This window comes from Nonomuraea wenchangensis, assembly GCF_900111685.1.
In the GTDB taxonomy this organism is placed as follows: domain Bacteria; phylum Actinomycetota; class Actinomycetes; order Streptosporangiales; family Streptosporangiaceae; genus Nonomuraea; species Nonomuraea wenchangensis.
In genome coordinates this window covers 357,309-378,949 of the sequence record NZ_FOHX01000003.1, presented here as the reverse complement: position 1 = coordinate 378,949, position 21,641 = coordinate 357,309, and the positions used below count along the sequence as shown (strand labels likewise).

At 70.7% G+C, this 21,641-nt stretch carries 18 protein-coding genes and 1 pseudogene; 8 read left to right on the top strand and 11 right to left on the bottom strand.

The window, feature by feature from the left end; translation table 11 throughout:
* The 4 genes and pseudogenes from BMW85_RS50305 to BMW85_RS10340 form a co-directional block, all read left to right on the top strand.
* Positions 1-565: pseudogene (locus BMW85_RS50305) on the top strand (2-oxoacid:acceptor oxidoreductase subunit alpha); the annotation flags it as partial.
* Positions 558-1,637 carry a 2-oxoacid:ferredoxin oxidoreductase subunit beta gene (locus BMW85_RS10350; RefSeq protein ID WP_091079852.1) on the top strand — a complete coding sequence of 360 codons (1,080 nt, stop codon included), beginning with the start codon at positions 558-560 and terminating at the stop codon, positions 1,635-1,637. The pseudogene BMW85_RS50305 and the gene BMW85_RS10350, both read left to right, overlap by 8 nt.
* A gap of 30 nt (positions 1,638-1,667) precedes the next feature.
* The gene (locus tag BMW85_RS10345) at positions 1,668-2,891 is read left to right on the top strand and encodes an MFS transporter (protein ID WP_091079850.1); all 1,224 of its coding nucleotides are present in this window, start codon (positions 1,668-1,670) and stop codon (positions 2,889-2,891) included.
* A gap of 99 nt (positions 2,892-2,990) precedes the next feature.
* Positions 2,991-4,607 carry a penicillin-binding transpeptidase domain-containing protein gene (locus BMW85_RS10340; RefSeq protein WP_245774713.1) on the top strand — a complete coding sequence of 539 codons (1,617 nt, stop codon included), beginning with the start codon at positions 2,991-2,993 and terminating at the stop codon, positions 4,605-4,607.
* A gap of 2 nt (positions 4,608-4,609) precedes the next feature.
* Here the strand turns inward: BMW85_RS10340 and BMW85_RS10335 are convergent, their stop codons facing one another.
* From BMW85_RS10335 to BMW85_RS10310, 6 genes are all read right to left on the bottom strand, one after another.
* A complete protein-coding gene (locus BMW85_RS10335) occupies positions 4,610-5,317 on the bottom strand; it encodes an HAD family hydrolase (protein WP_091079845.1) in 708 nt (235 codons plus the stop codon).
* Positions 5,318-5,414: 97 nt separating this feature from the next.
* Positions 5,415-6,041, bottom strand: coding sequence for an HAD family hydrolase (locus tag BMW85_RS10330; protein WP_091079843.1), 627 nt, complete (start codon positions 6,039-6,041; stop codon positions 5,415-5,417).
* 85 nt (positions 6,042-6,126) lie between these two features.
* Positions 6,127-6,576: a DUF2690 domain-containing protein gene (locus BMW85_RS10325; RefSeq protein WP_177240592.1), complete on the bottom strand. Its 450-nt coding sequence runs from the start codon at positions 6,574-6,576 to the stop codon at positions 6,127-6,129.
* A gap of 88 nt (positions 6,577-6,664) precedes the next feature.
* Positions 6,665-7,174: a DUF6912 family protein gene (locus BMW85_RS10320; RefSeq protein ID WP_091079837.1), complete on the bottom strand. Its 510-nt coding sequence runs from the start codon at positions 7,172-7,174 to the stop codon at positions 6,665-6,667.
* 55 nt (positions 7,175-7,229) lie between these two features.
* A complete protein-coding gene (locus tag BMW85_RS10315) occupies positions 7,230-7,883 on the bottom strand; it encodes an HAD family hydrolase (RefSeq protein WP_091079834.1) in 654 nt (217 codons plus the stop codon).
* A 71-nt stretch (positions 7,884-7,954) separates the two neighbouring features.
* Positions 7,955-8,593, bottom strand: a complete 639-nt coding sequence (locus BMW85_RS10310; RefSeq protein ID WP_091079833.1) for a GNAT family N-acetyltransferase — start codon at positions 8,591-8,593, stop codon at positions 7,955-7,957.
* Between the two features lie 167 nt (positions 8,594-8,760).
* Here BMW85_RS10310 and BMW85_RS10305 point away from each other — a divergent pair, with 167 nt between their 5' ends.
* Positions 8,761-9,417: a L,D-transpeptidase family protein gene (locus BMW85_RS10305; protein WP_177240591.1), complete on the top strand. Its 657-nt coding sequence runs from the start codon at positions 8,761-8,763 to the stop codon at positions 9,415-9,417.
* Between the two features lie 7 nt (positions 9,418-9,424).
* Here BMW85_RS10305 and BMW85_RS10300 read toward each other — a convergent pair whose 3' ends face one another.
* From BMW85_RS10300 to BMW85_RS10280, 5 genes are all read right to left on the bottom strand, one after another.
* On the bottom strand, positions 9,425-10,816 hold the full coding sequence (locus BMW85_RS10300; RefSeq protein WP_143082194.1) for an FAD-binding oxidoreductase: 1,392 nt from the start codon (positions 10,814-10,816) through the stop codon (positions 9,425-9,427).
* Between the two features lie 70 nt (positions 10,817-10,886).
* On the bottom strand, positions 10,887-12,500 hold the full coding sequence (locus BMW85_RS10295; RefSeq protein WP_342743389.1) for an NADH-quinone oxidoreductase subunit NuoF family protein: 1,614 nt from the start codon (positions 12,498-12,500) through the stop codon (positions 10,887-10,889).
* 31 nt (positions 12,501-12,531) lie between these two features.
* A complete protein-coding gene (locus BMW85_RS10290) occupies positions 12,532-13,365 on the bottom strand; it encodes a ferric reductase-like transmembrane domain-containing protein (RefSeq protein ID WP_143082193.1) in 834 nt (277 codons plus the stop codon).
* Positions 13,366-13,437: 72 nt separating this feature from the next.
* A complete protein-coding gene (locus BMW85_RS10285; protein WP_143082192.1) occupies positions 13,438-14,913 on the bottom strand; it encodes a DUF1996 domain-containing protein in 1,476 nt (491 codons plus the stop codon).
* On the bottom strand, positions 14,914-15,555 hold the full coding sequence (locus BMW85_RS10280) for a DUF4142 domain-containing protein (RefSeq protein WP_091079821.1): 642 nt from the start codon (positions 15,553-15,555) through the stop codon (positions 14,914-14,916).
* Positions 15,556-15,672: 117 nt separating this feature from the next.
* On the opposite strand from BMW85_RS10280, the gene BMW85_RS10275 reads away from it, so the two are divergent.
* From BMW85_RS10275 to BMW85_RS10260, 3 genes are all read left to right on the top strand, one after another.
* Positions 15,673-16,218, top strand: coding sequence for a sigma-70 family RNA polymerase sigma factor (locus BMW85_RS10275; RefSeq protein WP_020541421.1), 546 nt, complete (start codon positions 15,673-15,675; stop codon positions 16,216-16,218).
* Positions 16,218-16,415, top strand: a complete 198-nt coding sequence (locus BMW85_RS10270; protein WP_091079819.1) for a zf-HC2 domain-containing protein — start codon at positions 16,218-16,220, stop codon at positions 16,413-16,415. Before BMW85_RS10275 ends, BMW85_RS10270 begins: the two co-directional genes overlap by 1 nt.
* Before the next feature lie 336 nt (positions 16,416-16,751).
* A complete protein-coding gene (locus BMW85_RS10260) occupies positions 16,752-21,626 on the top strand; it encodes an NAD-glutamate dehydrogenase (protein ID WP_091079814.1) in 4,875 nt (1,624 codons plus the stop codon).
* The last annotated feature ends 15 nt before the right edge of the window (positions 21,627-21,641 follow it).

Sequence of the window (21,641 nt, the reverse complement as noted above, 5' to 3'; positions counted from 1 at the left end):
CACCACCGAGCCCAACGGCGAGGACGGCACGACTTACCTGCCGTACAGTCGCGACCCCGAGACGCTGGCCCGCCCGTGGGCGGTGCCCGGCACGGCGGGGCTGGAGCACCGGATCGGCGGCATCGAGAAGGCCGACGGCACCGGCAACATCTCCTACGACCCCGACAACCACGACCGGATGGTCCGGCTGCGCCAGGCCAAGATCGACGGCATCGACGTGCCCGACCTGACCGTGGACGACCCCGACGGCGACGCCCGGGTGCTCGTGCTCGGCTGGGGCTCGACTTACGGGCCGATCGCGGCCGCGGCCCGCCGGGTGCGCGCGGCCGGGCACAAGGTGGCCCAGGCGCACCTGCGGCACCTCAACCCGCTGCCCGCCAACACCGGCGAGGTGCTGCGCTCCTACGACAAGGTGCTGCTGCCCGAGATCAACCTCGGCCAGCTCGCGATGCTGCTGCGGGCCCGCCATCTGGTCGACGTGATCAGCTACAACCGGGTGCGCGGGCTCCCGTTCAAGGCCGCCGAGCTCGCCGCCGTCATCCAGGAAGTGATCGAAAGTGACTGACACCCTCAACGGCAAGGGACTGGCCCTCGTCCCCCGCGCCGACGGCAAGCAGAGCCTGAAGGACTTCAAGTCCGACCAGGAGGTGCGCTGGTGCCCGGGCTGCGGTGACTACGCGATCCTGGCGGCGGTGCAGAGCTTCCTGCCCGAGCTGGGGCTGAGGCGCGAGAACATCGTGTTCGTCTCCGGCATCGGCTGCTCCTCGCGGTTCCCTTACTACCTCGACACCTACGGGTTCCACTCGATCCACGGGCGGGCTCCGGCCATCGCCACCGGGCTGGCCGCCTCCCGGCCGGACCTGTCGGTGTGGGTGATCACCGGTGACGGCGACGCGCTGTCGATCGGCGGCAACCACCTGATCCATGCGCTGCGCCGCAACGTCAACCTGAACATCCTGCTGTTCAACAACAGGATCTACGGCCTGACCAAGGGGCAGTACTCTCCCACGAGCGAGATCGGCAAGATCACCAAGTCGACGCCGATGGGCTCGCTGGACAAGCCGTTCAACCCGATCTCGCTGGCGCTCGGGGCCGAGGCCGGGTTCGTCGCCCGGACCATCGACAGCGACCGCAAGCACCTGCAGGGCGTGCTGCGCCAGGCCGTCGAGCACCGCGGCGCCTCGCTGGTGGAGATCTACCAGAACTGCAACATCTTCAACGACGGCGCCTTCGACACGCTGAAGGACTCGGGCACCCGCGACGAGATCACCGTCCGGCTGGAGCACGGGCAGCCGATCGTGTTCGGCACCGGCGACAACGAGCGCGCCGTACGGCTGTCGCCCACGGGCGGCGTCGAGGTCGTGCGCCGCGCCGAGGTCGCCGACGGCGAGATCCTCGTGCACGACGCCCACAACCCCGACCCGTCGGCGGCGTTCGCGCTGTCGCGGCTGGACGAGCCGGCGTTCGAGCACGTGCCGATCGGCGTCTTCCGCTCCATCGACCGGCCGTCGTACGACCAGCTGCTCAACGAGCAGGTCCGGGCGGCCACGGCCGACAAGGGCGCGGGCAGCCTCGCCGGCCTGCTCCACGGCGAGGACACCTGGACCATCGGCTCGGGAGACCCTGCTCGTGGATGAAGCTCGACAACCGCTGACGGATGCCGGGTCGTGACGGAGGTCAGGGCGGGGGAGGGCTCGGCAGCCGCGAGGAACTCACTCAAGCTCGTACTCGACCGGGTCTTCGGCTCCTACTTCTGGGGCCTGAACCTGGCGACGTGGGCGGTGTGGATCCACAGCATCGTCTCCGTCAGCCTCGCCTACCAGTTGACCAGGTCGACGCTCGTCGTCGGCCTCGTCATGGCGGCCCAGTGGTCACCTCAGATCGTTCTGGCGCCGTTGAGCGGTGCGATGGCCGATCGGGGGAACCTGCGGCGTCAGATCCTCCTGGGCCGGAGCCTGGCCATCCTGGGATCGGGTGGCCTGGCGGTCTGGATCGCCGTCGTGGGGGCGGCGGCGCTTCCGGTGCCGGCCCTGGTGGGAGCGGGCCTCGTGCTCGGGATCGGGTTCGCCATCGGCGGTCCTGCCCTGAACGCGATGCTTCCCTTGCTGGTCCGTCCGTCCGAGTTGCCGCAGGCCGTCGCGCTCTACAACCTGCCGGGGACGCTGGCCCGGGTGGCCGGGCCGGTGCTCGGTGTCGCCATCATGGTGTTCGCCGGGCCCGCTCAGGCGTTCGCCATGGCGGCGGCAGCGCATGTCGTGTTCGCGCTGGTGATCCGTACGCTGCCCCTGGAGCGGACGAAGCGCCTCGCCTCGAACGTGGGAACGTCGCTTCTGGGAGGTTTTCGCTACCTGCGCTCGGACACCGGGCTGCTCGTCCTGCTCTTCGGGACGGCGGCGGTGTCCATCGGGGCGGACCCCGCGATCACCCTGGTGCCGTCCCTGTCCGAGAAGCTGGGGGACGACCAGGCGTTGGTGGGTGTCCTGGCCGCGTCCTTCGGCGTGGGAGCCATGGCGGCTTACCCGGTTCTGTCCGTGAGCAGGAGGCTCCTCGGCCGGGTCCGTACCGGTGCGGGTGGAGCGGCGCTGCTCGCCGTCAGCACCTTGGTCCTCGCCGTCGCGGACCTGCCGTGGCTCGCGTGTGTGCTGCTGGGGCTCGCCGGCGTCGGTATGACCTTGGCCGTGACGAGCTTCAGCACCATGCTGTACGAACGGGTGGCCGAGGAGTTCCGCGGCCGGGTCATGGCGCTCTGGACGGTCGCGCTGACAGGCTCTCGCGCCCTCGCAGGAACGATGAACGGCCTGATCGTCGACACGTTCTCGCTTGAGGCCGCGTTGGCCGTGTGCTCGGCTCTGGTGCTCGTGGCCGCCTGCCTTCTCCCTCGCCTCCGCTGAGAAAGGCTGCCGGACCAGGGACCATATCCATTTTTATAAGGATGGAAGTCCTATATCACTATTGGACATCCCGGTGGCCGCTCTGGTCTGCTTCCTCGCATGGCACCACAAACGGGGGCAAAGTATGCCTATCTTCAGCCGGAGCAGCCCATCCGGCGGCGACGACGCCGCTGGCCCTGGCTGCTCGCCGTGCTCCTGATCCCGGTCGTGGCCGCGGGCGGCGTGATCTGGGCGCTGCGCACCGAAGGGTCGGCCGAGGAGACCGCCGACCGCTACCTCGCGGCCTGGAGCGACCAGGACCACGCCGCCATGCGGGAGCTCGTCGCCGACCCGCCCGCCGACTTCGAGACCCGGCTCCAGCGGTTCCGTACCGATCTCAAGATCACTCAGGCGACGTTCCGCCGGTCGGTCTCCACCGGGCCCTTCGCCTACAACGGGCCGGACGACGAGGGCTACCTGTCCTTCAACGCGAAGCTGTCCGGTGGCCGCGACTGGGATTACGACGGAAGGCTGCGCATGGTCGAGCGCGGCGGCGCGTGGAAGGTCGCCTGGACGCCGGCCGCCCTGCACCCGCTGCTCACCTCCCCGGACCACTCCCTGCGCGTGAAGACGGAGAAGATCGACCCGCCGCAGGTGCTGGCCGCGGACGGCACGTCCATCAGCACCCCGGACGCGCCAGGCTCGGTGCAGCAGCTCGTCGAAGGCGTCAAGCAGACCTACCCCGACCGCTTCAAGCCCCTCGACCGCGCCCGGATCGACCTTTACCAGGGGAACCAGCTGGTGCGGAATGTCGTACCAGCCGGCGGGGTGCGGCCCGTCAAGACCACCCTCGACCTCGCCGTCCACCGGGCGGGCGCGGCGGCGCTGGAGGACGTCACCCAGCCCGCCTCGCTCGTGGCGCTGCGGGCCTCGACGGGGGAGATCCTGGCCGTGGTCAACAAGCCGGGCGGGTTCAACCGGGCGCTGCTCGGAGCGTACCCGCCGGGCTCGACGTTCAAGGTCGTGACGGCCTCGGCGCTGGTCGCGGACGGCGTCAAGCCGGGGCAGCGGGTCACCTGCCCGGCCGAGAAGAACATCGGCGGCTTCCCGTTCCACAACGCCGGGTTCGAGGACTTCGGGACGCTGACCTTCCGCGAGGCGTTCGCGCACTCGTGCAACACGACGTTCGGCGAGATGAGCGTGGCCTCGCTCGGCGGAGGGCGGCTGGCGGAGGTCGCGCGGAGCTTCGGCTTCGGCACGCCGATCACGCCCGGCGTGCCCGCCGTACGGGCGGAGTTCCCCGACCCCAAGGACGACACCGACCTCGCCTCCGCCTCCATCGGCCAGGGGCGGGTGCTGGCGAGCCCGCTCAACATGGCCTCCGTCGCCGCCGCCATCGCGTCGGGGGCGTGGATCCCGCCCCGGCTCGTCCTTGAGGAGCACCCCAGCAGCCTGGACCGCGCCCCCCGGCCGCTGGAGCCCGCCGTGGTGGCCGCCCTGCGCAGCCTCATGCCCGCCGTCGTCACGGACGGGACCGCGCAGGCCGTGCACTTCCCGGCCGGCACCGCGGGCAAGACCGGCACCGCGGAGTACGGCTCCGGCGAGGAGCCGCCGGCGCACTCGTGGTTCATCGGCTACAAGGGGGACGTGGCCTTCGCCGTGATCGCCGAGGGCGGCGGCGCGGGCTCCGCCGTGGCGGCCCCGGCCGCCGCCCGCTTCCTGCGGGCTCTCGGCTGAGGTCAGCCGGCCTTGCGGGTGGCGGGGGTGGTGAGGGCGGCGACGGCCTGGACGACCTCGGAGGCGTTGGAGAGGTCGGGGAGCACCAGGTCGGCGCCGGCCTCCCGGAGCTCGGCGGCCATCGAGCGCCCGGAGGCGACGCCGATCATCGCCGCCCCGCCGATCCTGGCCGCCTGGACGTCCCGGACGGAGTCGCCGATCAGCACGGTGTTGGCCGCCGTGAAGGTCGTGCCGAGCCGCGCCTTGGCCCGCCCCTGGGCGACCTGGAGCAGCGTCGCCTTGGGGTAGGGCTCCTCGCCGTAGCCGCCGAGCTCGAAGTCGACGAACTTGTCCAGCCCGAACGCCTTCAGCTTGAGCACCGCGTTGCTCTTGATCGTCCCGGTGAGCACGGTCTGCGCCACGCCGTCCAGCCGGGCCACCGCCCGCAGCGCGTCCTTGGCCCCGGCCATCGCCCGCCCCTCCTTGGCCAGCCGCCCCTTGCGCGCGGCGAAGGCCGTGGCCAGCGCGGCCAGGAACCCCGGCAGATGGTCGTCCTCGGCCTGCACCCCGTTGACGGCGAGCGTCTCGAAGACGACCTCGGAGTCGGGCCGGCCCATGGGCGGGACGAGCTTGACCAGTGGGCGGCCGGTCACGGCCCGGAACGCCTCGGCGTAGGCGTCTCTGGTCACGATGGCGACGTCGACCAGCGTCAGGTCGACGTTCCACAGCACAAGGCGGTTGATGGCAGCCTCCTGGAAGGAACACTGCAAGAGTAAGGGCGGCGCGCCCGCGCGGGCCCGCCGTCCGGGGGATTTCGTATGACCCGCGTCAGGCGAAGTCGAGGGCGGCGGCCAGCGTGTCGACCACCGGCAGCCCGGTGTCCTCCAGCTCGGCCCTGGTGGACATGCCGCCGGTGTAGAGCACGGCCCGCGCGCCCACGTGGCGGGCGGCCATCCCGTCGTCCACGCTGTCGCCGATCACCAGCACCTCGGAGGGGTCCACGTCGAGCGCCTGGATGTGTGCGGCCATGTGGGCGGCCTTCTCGCCGCCGGTGGTGCCGTGCAGCCCGTCGACGCGGGTGAAGTGCCGGGTGATGCCGAACGCGTCCACCTTCGGCACCAGGTGCGTGTGCGGCGCCATCGAGCAGAGCGACTGGGTGCCGGTCCAGCCGGTGAGCACCGTCTCGGCGTCGGCGGCGAGCCCGCAGACCTCGCTGAGCCGGAAGTAGTGCTCGTGGAAGCCGTCGTCGAGCAGTTCCCACTCGCCCTCGGCGAGCGGGCGGCCGAGCAGGCGCTCGTAGGCGACCCAGATGGGCCGGGTGTAGACGGCGCGGAAGCCGTCGGCGGTCAGGGCGGGCAGCGCGTACGCCTTGAAGACCTCGTTGGTGGCCCCGACCACGGCGTCGATGTCGTGGAACAGTGTGCCGTTCCAGTCCCAAATGATGTGTTTCGTCATTTGGGGGTCAGCTTATTAGCCGGGGCCGACATTTCCCCGCGAAGGCCCCGGGACACGACCGACCGGCCGCGGCCCGGGGACGTGCTCAGCCGCAGGCCTTGGAGGTGGTGCCGGTGCCGGTCTGGCCGCCCCGGCCGCCGTTCCACTGGACGGAGGCGCTGCCCCACGCGCAGACGTTGTTGGCGTAGAGCATGTTGCCCCAGTGCCGGCCGCCGTTGCCCTTCTTGAACTGGAAGGTGTCGTACGCGCCATTGCGGTAGACCCGGATGGTGCCGGACGCGGAGGACATCGTGGTGATCTCGGTCCAGTTGGTCTTGCACTTGCCCGACCACATGAGCTTGACCGTGCCCACCTTGTCGTTGAACCGGGTCTTGATCGCGGCGGTGCGCACGACGCGCGCCGAGTTGCCGCAACCGCTGCGGTAGGGATCCTGGTGGTCATAGGGCTTCAGCGCGGCCTGTGCGTGGGCTGGGGAGCCCGCCAGGAGGGTGACCGCCGCTGCCCCGATCGCGGTCGCCGCTACGCGAAGCTTCACTTGGAATCGACTCCTCGTGTAAGAAACAGTGCTGCGTCGGGACATTAGCGATGATCGGCGCGGATTGGTCAAGGTTTTGTGATCTTTTTCATGATCGCAACAGGTCGGGGATCTCCTGGGTGGCGTACCACATGAGCTCGTGGGCCTCCGCCCCGTCCACCGTGAAGCGGGCGTCGTCGTCGCCCTCGTCGGCGGCGGGCAGCGCGGCGAGCGCGGCCTCGACGTCGGCGGTCGCCTCCACGTCGTCGATGTGCACGGCGGCCACCTTGGTCAGCGGCACCGCCTGCGCGAGCCGTACGCGGGCGCGTTCCTCCAGGTCGGCGCCGGCTCTGGCGGCGGACTCCGGCACCTCGGCGGCGATCACCACCCGGCGCGCCGGCGCCTGGACGCCGTCGGCGCGGTCGGCCGCCAGCATGCGCAGCGAGGCGCGGGCGGCCTCGGTCAGCGCCACGTACTCGAGCTCCTCGGTGTCGCCCGAGGCGTACCACTCGGTCAGCGCGGGGGTCACCGCGTAGCCGGTCAGCGGGGCCGGGCCCAGCTCTCCCAGCTTGACCGCGGTGGCCAGGGCCGGGAGGGTGCACGGCAGATAGACGCGCATCACGAACCTTTCGTGCTTCAGGCCGCCGGGACCGGCCCGGCGTGCAGGGCACCTATCATGCCCGCCGGAGCGTGAGGCGTAGGAGAGACTCGAGTTCCGTGATGGTCGTGTCCGCGTCGCGGTGGTGGATCCCGGCCATGCCGAGGGCGCGCGCGGCCGTGATGTTGGCCTCGATGTCGTCGATGAACACGCATTCCGCGCCGGGCAGCCCGACCAGGGCGAGGGCGTGGTGGAAGATGCGCGGCTCGGGCTTGCGCATGCCGACCTCGCCCGAGATGACCACGGCGTCGAAGATGTCGTCCCAGCCGTCGCGCTGGTAGGTGTGGGACCAGGAGTTGGAGACCAGGCAGGTCCTGACGCCCTGGGCGCGTACGTCGCGCAGCATGTCGTGCATCGCCTCGACCCGTTCGAACCCGGCGAACATGCGCTCCAGCAGCCCGTCGGCGACCGGCGGCACCCCGTCGAGGGTCAGCAGGCGGGCGGCGAGGTCGCGCTCGAACGCGGGCCCGTCGAGCTCGCCGCGCTCCAGGGCGTGCACGGCGCTCTCGCCCGCGCCCTCGCCGTAGGCGTGGTCGATCATCTCGCGCATGACGGAGCGGTAGTGCTCGCCGTCGATCCGGTCCGCCTCGATCCACTTGGCGATGGAGTCGGCGAGACTGGTCGTGAGCACCCCGCCCCAGTCGATCAACACACCCGTGACCACGGCCACCTCCAGGCTCGAACTCCGTTCTAGGGTAAGACGTCCTCGGAAATGGCGATAAATCGGGCTAAATTGGCAGGTCAGGAGCCGTCGAGGCCCAGCAGTGGCAGGCACGGGCCGAGGTTGTGGATCTCGATGCCCGGGGTCTCGCTCCAGTCCTCGGCGGCCAGCCGGAAGCGCTGGGAGACGACCGGCTCGCCCTTGCGGGCGTGCGTCCAGAAACCGTCCTCTCGGTAGCCGAGCTTGCGCGTGACCGCCATCGAGGCGTGGTTGTCCTCGAACGCCTCCGTCACCGCGTAGCGTGCGCCGAGCCCGGCGAAGGCCAGGTGCAGGACGGCCGCCCGCATCTCGGTGCCGATGCCCTGCCCCTGGAAGCGCCGGCCGAGCCAGGAGCCGGAGCCCGCCTCACGGGTGACGGCGAAGTTCTTGGCCTGGAGCCCCTGGGTGCCGACGACCTGGCCCTCGTACAGGACGGCGAACTCCAGCGCCCAGTCGTCGGCGGTCAGCGCGCCCCAGGCGCGGAAGTGGTACTGCGCGGTCCTGCGGGCCCGCTCGGCGGGCTCGCCCTCCGTCCAGGGGAACAGGAACGGCATGAAGCCGTCCTCGTGGATGCCCTCGGCGGCGCGGTCGCCCAGCTCGTCGAGGTCCTCCAGGGACGGGATACGCAGCACGAGACGCGGCGTCGTGATGGACAGGTTGAAAAGCGGCCAGTTACGCATACCGCCACATCTTCCCGGAACAGATGGGAGGATCGCGACTTGTTTTCCGAAGCGAGAAGGTGCTTATTCGATGATTCGGGTACGCGCGCTATATGAGGACTAAGGTACGAGGAATAGCCGCACTCATCCTGGGATGCGGCTTTTCAATGCTGATGAGTGCGCCGGCCGTGGCCGACGAGGAAACGACTCCCGAGGTCGTGCTGCGGCCGGGCGACCGCGGCGAGGAGGTCAAGGCGCTGCAGCGGCGCCTCCACGACCGCGGCTTCTACTTCGGCCGGTCCAACGGCGTCTACGACGAGCAGACCAAGTTCGCCGTCTGGGCCTTCCAGAAGAGCCGCAGGATCATGCCGACTGCCGCGGTCGGCCCCGAGATGCTGAAGGCGTTCGACCGGCGCAAGCGCCGGGGGCCCCTGGTGCCCAAGGGCGCCGCGAACCGGGTCGAGGTGGACCTGACCTACCAGCTCCTCACCGTCTACCGCAACCGCCGCCCGGTGCTCACCTCGCACATCTCCTCGGGCGCCGAGGTGCGCTACTGCGAGGGCGGGCGCTGCGGGAACGCGATCACGCCGGTGGGCGACTTCCGGGTCACCAGCCGCGCGCCGGGCTGGACGACCGGGCGGCTGGGCTCGATGTACAACTCGCTCTACTTCGTCGGCGGGATCGCCCTGCACGGCTCGACGCAGGTGCCGCTGCGGCCGGCCTCGCACGGCTGCGTACGGGTGCCGATGGCGGTCTCCAAGCGGCTGTTCGAGATCGTCAAGGTAGGCGACCCGGTGTACGTGCGCGGCAAGATCCACCGGGCCAAGCGCCAGGACAAGTCCTAGAGACAGGTCACACGCCCTGCGGGAGCCGGAAGAGCCGGCCGGGGTCGTAGGCGGCCTTGACCGCCGCCAGCCGCGCCGCGTTGGGCCCGTAATACGCGCTCCGCCAGTTCGCTAAATCGGGGTCGATGTAATTCACATACGCATGATCCCCGAAATATTCGGACATGTCGGCGTGTATTGCCCGCAACCATGTCCGATCCATTCCTTCTTGGTAATACTGTACGCTGTAAAGGGCCGCCCGGTGCGGAAAAGCCGTCGCCGCCGGCGCCACCCGTCCGATCGCGCCGCCCATGGCGTCGAGCAGCACCGAGTGCCGCCCGCCGCGGGCCACCCCCTCCACCAGTGCCCGGATCCCGTCCGCCGGCAGCCGCCGGTAGGCCAGATGCGACCTGGCGGCGAACGCCGTGCGCGGGATCCGCCTGCACTCGGCCGTCGTCCGCGACCCGCAGCCGCCCATGGCCTTCATGGCCTCCAGGTGCGACACCGTGCGCGCCCACCGCCGGGCGGGCCGCCCGAGCCGCGCGACCAGCGGGGCCAGCGCCCGGTCCAGCGCCGCCGCGCCGCCGAGGAAGGTGCCCACGACCTCCACGTCCAGCCCGCCCGCCGAACGCGTCAGGTGCAGCGACGACCACAGCTCGTCCGGCGCGGACGGGGCCCACGTCTGCCACTCGCGCACCGCCGCCCCCGCCTTCGCCCACGGCCAGTGCAGGAAGAACACCGTCGCCCTGCCGGTCGCGAACGTACGGAAGGTGAAGGACACGGCCACGCCGAAGTTGCCGCCGCCCCCGCCCCTGCAGGCCCAGAAGAGGTCGGGATGCCGGGAGGCGTCGCAGTCGAGCACCCGCCCGTCGGCCGTCACCACCCGGACCGCCTCCAGCGCGTCGCAGGTCAGGCCGTGCTTCCTGGACACGACGCCGAGGCCGCCGCCGAGCGCGAGACCGCCGACCCCCACCGTCGGGCAGGAGCCGGCGGGCACGCTCACGCCGTGCGAGGCGAGGCGGTCGTAGACGTCGATGAGTCTCGCCCCGGCGCCGACCGTGGCCCGGCCGCCCGCGTAGCGGACCGACGACATCCTGGACAGGTCGATCACCAGCCCGGTGCCCGTGGACCAGCCCGCGTACGAGTGGCCGCCCGAGCGGGCGGTGACGGGGATGCCGCCCGCCCGGGCGAAGGCCAGGCACGCCGCCACGTCGGCCGCGCTCGCGCAGTAGGCGAGCCCGGCCGGCCTGATCCGGTCGTAGGCCGGGTTGAACAGGCGGCGGGCTGCGGCGTACCCGGCGTCCGCGGGCAGCACCAGCGTCCCGTCCAGCCGCCGGCGCAGCGCCCGCCAGTCGGGGGCGGAGGCGAAGGCGGCGAGCGGGGCCACCGCCGCCGCGCGCAGCAGATCCCGGCGATCCATGAGGGTCCTCTCCGTCGTGGTGCCCAACGGTGAGACGCCGGCATGGAGCACCGGGTTCGTCACGAGTCCGTCACCCGGCCGCTCCTCCTCCGGCGCCGGCCCGGGCCAGCCTGGGCACGCTCGCCGCCTTCATCACGCCGTCCTTGACCAGCCGGAGCGGCGAGCCGGTCGGCTTCGACGGGCCGGGCCCGTGCCCGTCCCCGCCCGTGCCGGCCAGCCGCAGGGCCAGCGCCGGGCACATGTCCACGGCCCGCCGCGCCTCCTTGGCCATCCACGCGGGCACGTTGCGGAACGACGGGAAGCCGTAGTCGTCCAGCTCCACGAACTCCGGCAGCAGGTGCGCGCACAGCCCGTGGCCCTGGCAGCGCGACCAGTCCACCTCCAGGCGGTACTCCAGCTCGGCCGCGCGCTCGGGCATCGGCATGACGCCGCGCACCGGCCGCCCGCACGAGCCGTGCTCCAGGTGGAGCGCGATCTCCGCCTCGAAGGCGTCCAGCGCCGACAGCACGAACTTGGCGGTGCCGTCGGGGTGGAAGCACGCGCCCCGCCGCTCGACCAGCCGGACGGCCCGGCGTACGGCGTCCACCGAGCCGGTCCCCTCGACCAGCGCGTTCATCAGCTTGGCGATGTCCGGCAGGCCGAGCCGGCAGGGGCCGCACTGGCCGGCCGACTCGCCCGCCAGGTAGGAGGCGACCCGGGCGGCCTCGCCGAGCGCGCACGTGGCCTCGCCCAGCGGCACGATGATGCCGGCCCCGAGGGTGGCGCCGGCGGCCTTCATGCCCTCGCGGGAGATCACGGCCGTCTCGACGGCGTCGGCCGACAGCCACGCGCCGTGGTAGCCGCCGATCAGCACCCCGTCGCCGATGTCGGCCTCGCACATGGCGAGCACGTCGGCCAGCAGGGTGCCGGTCGGGGTCTCGATGACGGCGCCGTCGGCGGCGCCGCCGCTCACGGTGAGCAGGATGGTGCCGGGCTCCTTGGCGGTGCCGACGGCGGCGTACTTCTGGGGGCCGTACTCGGCCAGCAGCGCGAGCTGCGCGTACGTCTCGGTATTGGACAGCAGCGTCGGCAGCCCGTCCACGCCGCTCGTCGCGGCCCGCTTCTTGCGGCCGGGCGGGATGCCCTCCTCGCCGTTGACCGCCTTGACCAGCGCGCCGCCCTCGCCGGAGATGAAGCGCTCCTTGATGCCGACCACCCGGATCGGCACCCGGCTCTCGGCCCCGCCGGAGACGTTGGCCGCCCGGCGCTCGGCCACCGCGGCGGCGACGGACGCCTCGGCCACCTCGCCCCCGGCCGTCGCGACCACCACCTCCCTGGCTCCCAGGGCCTCGGCGGCCAGCACCGCGCCGTCGAGGACGAGATGCGGGTTGCGGGTCAGCAGCATGGCGTCCTTCGAGCTGGCCGGCTCGCCCTCGGCGCCGTTGACCAGCACGACGCTCTCGCCGTTCGAGCCGGCCGCGTCGGCCACGGCCCGCAGTTTGCGCGCGAACGGGAAGGCCGCGCCGCCGCGCCCGCGCATGTCCACCTCGTTGGCGTACGAGATGAGCTCGCCCAGCTCGCGCGGCTCCACGAGGCCGTGGAGCGTGCGGTGGGCGGGCAGGTCCAGCCGACGGCAGTGGTCCAGCCCGGCGGTCAGCCGGGCCGGACCCATACGCAGCACCCTGGGCACTCTGGCCGGGATCACGGTCGCTCCTTCGCGATGGCAATCGAGTTACTCAACCGGCCTCCCGGTATCTGCGGCGAGCCTCCGCGAGGCTCACCGGCGCGTTCCTCGCCGCCGCCGTGGCGGCGGCCGTGTTGCTTGCGGCGATCCGCTGCGGCCGCTCGGCGGGCACGCCCACGGCCGCCGGAGCGGTCACCGCGGGTCCTTCGACCCTTTCGGCCACCACGGGCGGCCTGCGGAGCGAGGCCAGCACGCGTACGATCAGCGCCCCGCCGACCGCCGCCAGGCTGGCCACGTACGACCAGGCCACCCAGCCGGCCGGCGGGCGGCCGGCCGTGAGTCCGTGCATGATCGCGACGGGCCAGGCCAGGTACGCGGCGGAGTGCATGACCCGCCACATCCACGGCCTGTTCCGCGTCGCGAAGCGTCCCCGGATCATCCCCGTGACCACGGCCAGGACCATCAGGTCGAGTGCCACCGTCCCGAGGGCCACGTAGATCCCGGCCACCGGCACGAACGCCGCCCCCAGCGGGATGTGGCCGAGACTGATCATGAGGGAGACGTGCGTGATCAGGTAGGCCAGCCCGATGAGGGCGGTGGCCCGGTGCGCGAGCTGCGCCCGGACCCGGTTCGGCGGCGACAGGAAGACGCGTTCGGTGGTGATGATGCCGAGCGCGACCGTCGCGGTCAGCAGCACCAGGGCGAACACGCCCGCGTAGAACTCGAGGAAGCCGACCCCGCGGCCGAGCAGTTCGATGCCACGCTCGGTCCTGGTCAGCGCGAACGCCGACAGCAGGACCGCCATGACCATGGCGCTGGCCCCCAGCCGGACGCTTCGGGTGTCCAGCTGGGTCGCGTGGTGCCGGGGGTGTCGTCTGTGGAGCATCTATTTCCCTCCAAGGTCGGGTGAGGGTGCGACTCGGAAGGCGGATGACCCTTCGCGGGCGCGGTTCTCAGGTCAGCAACGGCGGCCCCGGTTGATGCAGGAGACGACGGTCTGCATCAGCCGGTCAGGCATGACGTTGGCGAAGTCTGCGTGGTCCGTCACCGGGTTGTGCTTCTGCTCGGGGAAGGCGTCCAGCGCGTACGAGGGACCCTGCGGCACCGAGTAGGCGAGCGTCATGCGGAGCTGCGGGACGGCTCGCGTGCCCTGCGGACAGGCACCGTTCTGGTCGGGGAAGACCACGTGCGTGCGATGGTTGGCGCTGTCGGTGTTCTGTCCGTCCCAGCAGCTCGGGAAGTCCAGAATACGAAGGACGAGGCTGCCGCGCGGGCAAAGCGGATATTTGTCGGTAGTTATGCGATTTTGGAATCCCGTGCAGGACCAGGCGGCCTTGGCGTTGGCCGGGCCGTTGGTCGCGGCCTTGGCGTCACCGGTGATGATCCGCAGGAACCTCGGCATGGCGACCACCCGGGAGCTGGCGTTGCCGCGGAACTGGAGCTGCACCGCGCGGGCGGTCAGCTGCTGGCCGACGTTGCCGTCCGGGTCGTTGTCGTTCGCGTCGACCTTGCGGTTGCGCAGCACCGGCCAGAAGTAGGTGGACTTGTCGCCGAGCCGGCAGGTGGTGCCCGCCCCGGCCAGGCTCTCGTCGGTGGAGAAGGCGTCCGTCGACAGGTTGCCCACGTAGTCGTGCAGGTGGTGCGCCCCGTTGCTCACGCCGGGGGCCACGATGAAGTTGTCCGGGTTGTTGTGCTTGTTCTCGTTCCTGCCGCACTGGGAGACGAAGGTGCCGCGGGAGCCGTTGCGGTTGAAGCGTGCGTTCACCCGCTGCGGGGCGACCTGGCGGATGTCGACGAAGTCCTCGGGGAACGGGCCCAGGTCGGCGCAGGCGGCCTCGTCGGGGTCGTTCGTGGCCGAGCCGCTGGGCGAGGCGGTCGGCGAGGCGTTGCCGCCGCCGGGGTTGTTCCTGGTGGGGACCGGCGTGGCGGTCCTGGTGGGGTTGTTGCGGCGGCGGGAGAACGTCGAGGCGGTCTGCTCATCCTCGGGAGCGGCCTCGGGGGACGCGGCCGGGTCGAGCAGCTTGGCGCCGCCCTGTGGGGCCTGCTGGTCGCCGTTCTGCTGCTGGTCCTGGCCCTGCTGCTGGTCGCCTCCCTGCTGCTGGTCGCCTCCCTGCTGCTGGTCGTTCTGCTGCTGGTCGCCGTTCTGCTGGTCGTTCTGGCCCTGACCCTGGTCCTGGTTCTGGCCTTGGTCCTGGTTCTGGCCTTGGTCCTGACCCTGGTTCTGGTTCTGGTCCTGCTGGTCGTCCTGGCCCTGTTGGTCGCCGTTGCGCCGCTGCCGGTTGTTGTTCTGCTGCTGACCCTGGGATGCCTGCTCGGCCGGGTCGCAGTGATCGGCCCGTGCGGGGGTGACGCCGATGACGGCCGCGGACACCAGCCCGCTAGCCACCACGGCCAAGGCGGACATGGCCGCGGCCATGCGTCTGGAACTCGTCATTTAGTGTCTCCTCGTGTCGACCGCCAGAGCGACGGGTGGTGCAGGTGAGGGCGTCGGGGGCTCCGGGAGCTGCTGGAAGTCGACCAGGCCCGTGGACTCCAGAAGAGCCATGTGGCGCATCACGAAGTTGATGCCTTCTGCGGCGAACTTCCTGATCTCGGTGTTGCGGGTGCCGGACCGTACGCCCGCCACGACGGTGAAGACCTTGCCGTGCGCGGCACGCAACAGGTTCGCGTAGTCCTTGTCGAAGGCGGGGCCGCTCTCCGCCGCGAGCTGGGCGAGCCAGCGTTGCTGGTCGGCGTTGGGCTCGTCGGGGATGACCACGCCGAGCTTCTTGGCGGCCTGGACGGTCAGGGCGTCCAGCTTCTTGTGATCTTCCATGATCAGCCGGCCCACCTCCTTGACCCGCTGCGACTCGGCTCGGGTCTGGGCCATGTCGCCCGCGGGCATCTCCCAGAGACCGGCCTGCCGGACCTTGACCAGCAGGTCGCGGTCCGCGGCGGTGAGCGGTCCCGCGGACGTCTGCGTGAACTGGGCGGCCGCCGGATCGATCGACGGGGGCATGACCAGCACGATCGTCACGGCGGCGGCCAGGACGAAGCCACCGAGCATGAACAGCTCGCCTCGCAAAAGCCTGTGCATGGTCGGAGGTACGCGGCGGCAGCGGGTCAGGTTCAGCTATGGCCGGGAATAGTTAGAAATGACTGGAGTTATCGGAGTGGCTACCGGACCGATAACAAAGGTGTAAAGATGTGCCCCGTGCTAGGTCACCTCGACGGCAGGTTCGAGAGTGCTGATGCCGAGGCGGAGCACCGCATCGCGGTGCTTTACCAGGAGTTCGGCGGCCCTCTGCTGCGCCACGTGCGCAAAAGTACTGGTAACGACCTCCAATGGGCCGAAGACGTCGTGCAGGAGACGCTCGTCCGAGCCTGGCGTAACTCGGCAAGACTGCAATGGGAACCAAGCCTCTTATGGGCGTGGCTACTGACGGTAGCCCGCAGGATCGTCATCGACGGACGTCGACGCAAGAGCGTGCGGCCTCACGAGGTCGAGCCGCCCGAAGTCGACATGATGGCGGTGCCGGACGGCTCTGAGCGAGCCCTGTCGGCGATCGTCGTCGCCGACGCGCTCCGCAGTCTGTCCGACGAACACCGCGAAGTCATTGAGCAGACCTACCTCCGAGACCGTACGATAAGTGAGGCGGCGGAGATTCTGGGGATTCCGCCGGGCACGGTGAAGTCCCGGCTCTACTACGGCATCCGGGCTCTCCGCGAGCTGCTGCGGGACAAGGGGGTAGCCGGCTGATGCATGACGAGGTGGCCGCCTACGTCCTCGGCGTCCTCGATGAAGAGGAGCACGAGGCGTTCGAGCGCCACCTCGACGAGTGCGAGCAGTGCCGGCGTGAGCTCGTCGAGCTCGTCGAGTTGCCCGAGCAGCTCGACGAGCTGAAGCACACCCCCTCCGCTTCCGACGACGATCCCCCTATGTCTATGTCGCGTTGACGTCCATCCCCTTTTCGGGTGGTATCGGTAACGGCAAGGCGTTCAGGGGGAGGTGTTCGGTGAGCATCGATGGTGATGCGCTCGTACCCCGGCATCTCCGGCCCCCCGGCGGCGAGCAGGCCGAGGTCCTGGAGGCGATGACGCCCCGGGGCCTTCTCGCGTCGTTCCCGAGCCCCGCCGCGGCGCCCGCGCTGTGGGATGCTTTCCCGGCCGCCCTCTCCTGGCAGGGGCCGCCGCGCGTTCGCACGCGCCCGCACCACTACTTCCCGCTGTTCCGGGAACAAGAGCCTGGCCCTGACCGGCCCGGCCAACCCTCACAAAGGAGTGAGACCTGACATGCCCCTCGACGAGGCCAAGGACGAGCTGCTCCAGCGAGCGGCCGAGCACTGCGTGGCGAGCAGCGAACACGACATCACCGACGAGGCGCTGTCCTTCCTGAGGCTCTACTACCGCCACGTGGCCCCCGAGGACCTGCTGGACCGCGACGCCGTCGACGTGTACGGCCCCGCGATGTCACAGCGCCGGCTCGCCGAGCAGCGTCCCCAGGGCCGGGCCGTGATCCGCGCCTTCACCCCCACCATCGAGGCGAACGGGTGGGACCCCGGCCACTCGGTGGTCGAGGTGGTCACCGACGACATGCCGTTCCTGGTCGACTCGGTGACGATGGAGCTGGACCGGCACGACTTCGGCATCCACCTGCTGGTCCACCCGCAGATGCGGGTGCGCAGGGACATGACGGGCCGGATGCTGGGCCGTGGCCAGGAGGACGTCACCGGCCAGATGCTGGTCGAGTCCTGGATCCACATCGAGATCGACAGGCAGGCCGACCCGGCGGCGCTGAAGGCGCTGGAGAACGACCTGCAGCGGGTGCTCACCGACGTGCGCCACGCGGTCGAGGACTTCAGGAAGATGCGGGCGGTCGCCGTCCAGGTCGCCGAGGACCTCAGCATGAGCCCGCCGCCGCTGGAGCCGGCCGAGGTCGAGGACAGCATCGACCTGCTGCGCTGGCTCGCCGACGGGCACTTCACCTTCCTCGGCTACCGGGAGTACCGCCTGGAGGACACCGACCGTGGCGAGGCGCTGCGGGCGCTGCCGGGCGCGGCGCTCGGCATCCTGCGCGACGACCGGATCGGCTCCGAGAGCTTCTCCGTGCTGCCGCCCGAGGTGCGGGCCAAGGCGCGCGAGAAGCAGCTCATGATCATCACCAAGGCCAACTCGCGGGCCACCGTCCACCGCGCGGCCTACCTCGACTACATCGGGGTCAAGATGTTCTCGCCGGACGGCGAGGTCATCGGCGAGCGCCGCTTCCTCGGCCTGTTCACCCACGTGGCCTACAACGAGTCGATCTCCCGTATCCCGGTGCTGCGCCGCAAGCTGGCCGACGTGCTGGAGCGGGCCGGGCTCGCCCCCGACAGCCACGACGGCAAGGACCTCATCGAGATCCTGGAGTCGTTCCCGCGCGACGAGCTGTTCCAGACCTCCGTGGAGCAGTTGCTGCCGATCGCGCTCGGCGTGCTGCGGCTGCGCGAGCGCAAGCAGGTCAAGCTGTTCCTGCGCCGCGACGACTACGGCCGCTACATCTCCTGCCTCATCTACCTGCCGCGCGACCGCTACACCACCAAGATCCGGCTGAAGATGCAGGAGGTGCTGCTCAAGGCGCTGGGCGGCCGGTCGCTCGACTACAGCGCGATGATCGGCGAGTCGTCGCTGGCCCGCCTGCACGTCGTGGTGCGGGGCGAGCGGGGCAAGCAGCTCCCGCCGCCGCGCGTGGACGTGGAGGAGCTGGAGGCGCGCCTGGCCGCCATCACCCGCTCCTGGGAGGACGACCTGGCCGTGGCGCTGGCCGAGATGACCTCCGAGGAGGAGGCGCCGGCGCTCACCCGCCGTTACGCCGCCGCCTTCCCCGAGGGCTACAAGGCCGACTTCCCGCCCAAAGTGGCCGTGGTGGACCTGCGCCGCCTGGAGGAGCTGGTCGCGGGCGGTGACGGCGGCGAGGTCGGGATCAACCTGTACGAGCCGTACGACGCGACCGAGGGGGAGCGGCGGCTCAAGATCTACAAGATCGGTTCGCCGATCTCGCTGTCCCACGCGCTGCCCCTCATCCAGCGGCTCGGCGTCGAGGTCGTGGACGAGCGGCCCTACGAGGTCGACAGGGACAACGACCCGGCCACCAAGAACGCCTGGATCTACGACTTCGGCCTGCGCTACACGCCGTCGGCCGAGGTGGACAGGAACGACTTCAAGCGCCTGTTCCAGGACGGCCTGCGGGCCCTGTGGACGGGGCGGGTGCAGGCCGACGACCTCAACGCGCTGATCCTGCGGGCCGGGCTGACCTGGGAGCAGGTCGAGATCCTGCGGGTGTACGCCAAATATCTGCGGCAGGCGGGCAGCACGTTCTCGCAGCCTTACATGGAGAAGGTGCTCAACGGCAACGTGCGGCTGGCGCGGCTGCTGGTCAACCTGTTCGAGGCCAGGCTCGACCCGCGGCGCGACGAGGACGTGCGGTGCGACCTGGTGGACGCGCTGAACGAGGAGATCCTGGGCGCGCTGGACGAGGTGGCCTCGCTGGACGAGGACCGCATCCTGCGGGCGTACCTGGAGATGATCCAGGCGACATTGCGCACCAATTACTTCCAGACGGTGGATGGACACCGCAAAACGTACATTTCTCTCAAATTCGACCCGCAGGCCATCAGCGTGCTGCCGTTGCCGCGGCCGAAGTTCGAGATATTCGTCTACTCGCCGCGCGTCGAAGGCGTGCACCTGCGGTTCGGGAAGGTGGCGCGCGGTGGTCTGCGGTGGTCGGACCGGATGGAGGATTTCCGGACGGAGATCCTGGGCCTGGTCAAGGCGCAAATGGTGAAAAACACCGTTATTGTCCCGACTGGGTCTAAAGGTGGATTTGTCGTCAAGCGTCCTCCGGTCGGCGGCACCCGCGAGGAGCTGATGGCCGAGGGCATCGCCTGCTACCGCACCTTCATCTCCGGGCTGCTGGACGTCACCGACAACCTCGTGGACGGCAAGGTCGTGCCCCCGCGCGACGTGGTCAGGCACGACGGCGACGACACCTACCTCGTCGTCGCGGCCGACAAGGGCACCGCCACCTTCTCCGACATCGCCAACGCGGTGGCCAAGGAGTACGGCTTCTGGCTCGGCGACGCCTTCGCCTCCGGCGGCTCCATCGGCTACGACCACAAGGCCATGGGCATCACCGCCCGCGGCGCCTGGGAGTCGGTCAAGTACCACTTCCGCACCACGGGCGTGGACACCCAGACCACCGACTTCACCGTGGCCGGCATCGGCGACATGTCGGGCGACGTGTTCGGCAACGGCATGCTGCTGTCCGAGCACATCCGCCTCGTGGCCGCCTTCGACCACCGGCACATCTTCGTCGACCCCGACCCCGACGCCTCCCGCTCCTACGCCGAGCGGCGGCGCCTGTTCGAGCTGCCGCGCAGCTCCTGGGAGGACTACGACTCCGGGCTGATCTCGGCGGGCGGCGGCGTCTTCTCCCGCACCGCCAAGTCCGTCCAGATCACGCCGCAGATGCGCGAGGCGCTCGGCATCCCGGCCGGCGTCACCTCGATGGCGCCCAGCGACCTGATCAGCGCCATCCTCAAGGCCCCGGTCGACCTGCTGTGGAACGGCGGCATCGGCACCTACGTCAAGGCGTCGTCCGAGTCGCACGCCGACGTCGGCGACAAGGCCAACGACGCGGTGCGCGTCGACGCCGCCGATCTGCGCTGCAAGGTCATCGGTGAGGGCGGCAACCTGGGCCTGACCCAGCTCGCCCGGATCGAGTTCGCGCGCGGGGGCGGCCTGGTCAACACCGACTTCATCGACAACTCGGCCGGCGTCGACACCTCCGACCACGAGGTGAACATCAAGATCCTGCTCGACCAGGTCGTCCGCGACGGCGAGCTGACCGACAAGCAGCGCAACCAGGTCTTCACCTCGATGACCGACGAGGTCGCCCAGCTCGTGCTGCGCGACAACCACGCCCAGAACGTGGTCCTCGACGCCGCCCGCGCCCAGGCCGTCGAGATGCTGCACATCCACTCCCGCTACCTGCGGCGGCTGGAGCGCGACGGGCTGGTCAACCGGGAGCTGGAGTTCCTGCCCTCGGACAAGACGCTGGCCGAGCGCCGCCAGGCGCGGCTCGGGCTGACCTCGCCCGAGTTCTCCGTGCTGCTCGCCTACACCAAGCTGGTGCTGGACGCCGAGGTGCTGGGCTCCGACCTGCCCGACGAGCCCTACCTGGAGCCGTGGCTGGTCTCGTACTTCCCGTCGGCCCTGCGGGAGCGGTTCCGTCCTTACATGGACGCGCACCCGCTGCGCCGCGAGATCATCACCACCTGCGTGGTGAACGAGCTGGTCAACTCCATGGGCACCACGTTCATGCACCGCTTCGGGGAGGAGACCGGCGCCTCCGCGCCCGACATCGTGCGGGCCTGGCTGGTCGCCCGCGAGCTGTTCGACCTGCCGAGCTTCTACCGGGCGGTCGAGGCCCTCGACAACCAGGTGGACACCGCCACCCAGATCGCCATGCTGCTGGAGGCGCGCAAGCTGATCGAGCGGGGCACCCGCTGGCTGCTGGTCAACCGCCGGCCGCCGCTCGACCTCGCCGGGTCGGCCGGCTTCTTCATCAAGGGCGTCAACGGGCTGCTCGCCCACATCCCCAAGCTGCTCACCGGGCCCGACCAGGCCGCCTACGAGGACCGCAGGGACGCCTTCCTCGCCCGCGGCGTGCCCCAGGAGCTGGCCGAGCGGGTGGCCGCGATGGTGCCCGCGTACTCCACGCTCGACCTGGTGGAGATCGCCTCGCGCAGCGAGCGGCCGGTCAGCGAGGTGGCCGAGGTCTACTTCGACCTGGCCGACCGGCTCCAGCTCGCCCGCCTGCGGGAGCGCGTGATCGCGCTGCCCAGGGACAACCGCTGGAACTCCATCGCCCGCTCGGCGCTGCGCGACGACCTGTACGCCGCGCACGCCTCGCTCACCCAGGACGTGCTGGCCCACAGCGAGCCGGGCCTGGCGCCCGAGGAGCGGCTGGCCCGCTGGTCGGAGGCCAACTCGGCGGCCGTCTCCCGGGCCAGGCAGACGCTGTCGGAGATCTGGGAGAGCGACAACTTCGACCTGGCCACGCTGTCGGTCGCGCTGCGGGCCGTCCGCACCCTGGTGGCCGCCAGCAACCTCCCCTACACGGAGGCGTAGTCACCGGCGCCCCGG

Excerpts from the sequence above, each read along its gene's own strand:
- BMW85_RS10280 (WP_091079821.1), bottom strand. The coding sequence starts at position 15,555 with ATGCACAGGCTTTTGCGAGGCGAGCTGTTCATGCTCGGTGGCTTCGTC.
- BMW85_RS10340 (WP_245774713.1), top strand. The coding sequence starts at position 2,991 with ATGGCACCACAAACGGGGGCAAAGTATGCCTATCTTCAGCCGGAGCAG.
- BMW85_RS10300 (WP_143082194.1), bottom strand. The coding sequence starts at position 10,816 with ATGGATCGCCGGGATCTGCTGCGCGCGGCGGCGGTGGCCCCGCTCGCC.
- BMW85_RS10285 (WP_143082192.1), bottom strand. The coding sequence starts at position 14,913 with ATGACGAGTTCCAGACGCATGGCCGCGGCCATGTCCGCCTTGGCCGTG.
- BMW85_RS10330 (WP_091079843.1), bottom strand. The coding sequence starts at position 6,041 with ATGACGAAACACATCATTTGGGACTGGAACGGCACACTGTTCCACGAC.
- BMW85_RS10290 (WP_143082193.1), bottom strand. The coding sequence starts at position 13,365 with ATGCTCCACAGACGACACCCCCGGCACCACGCGACCCAGCTGGACACC.
- BMW85_RS10320 (WP_091079837.1), bottom strand. The coding sequence starts at position 7,174 with ATGCGCGTCTATCTGCCGTGCACCCTCCCGGCCCTGGCCACCGCGGTC.
- BMW85_RS10310 (WP_091079833.1), bottom strand. The coding sequence starts at position 8,593 with ATGCGTAACTGGCCGCTTTTCAACCTGTCCATCACGACGCCGCGTCTC.
- BMW85_RS10260 (WP_091079814.1), top strand. The coding sequence starts at position 16,752 with ATGCCCCTCGACGAGGCCAAGGACGAGCTGCTCCAGCGAGCGGCCGAG.
- BMW85_RS10270 (WP_091079819.1), top strand. The coding sequence starts at position 16,218 with ATGCATGACGAGGTGGCCGCCTACGTCCTCGGCGTCCTCGATGAAGAG.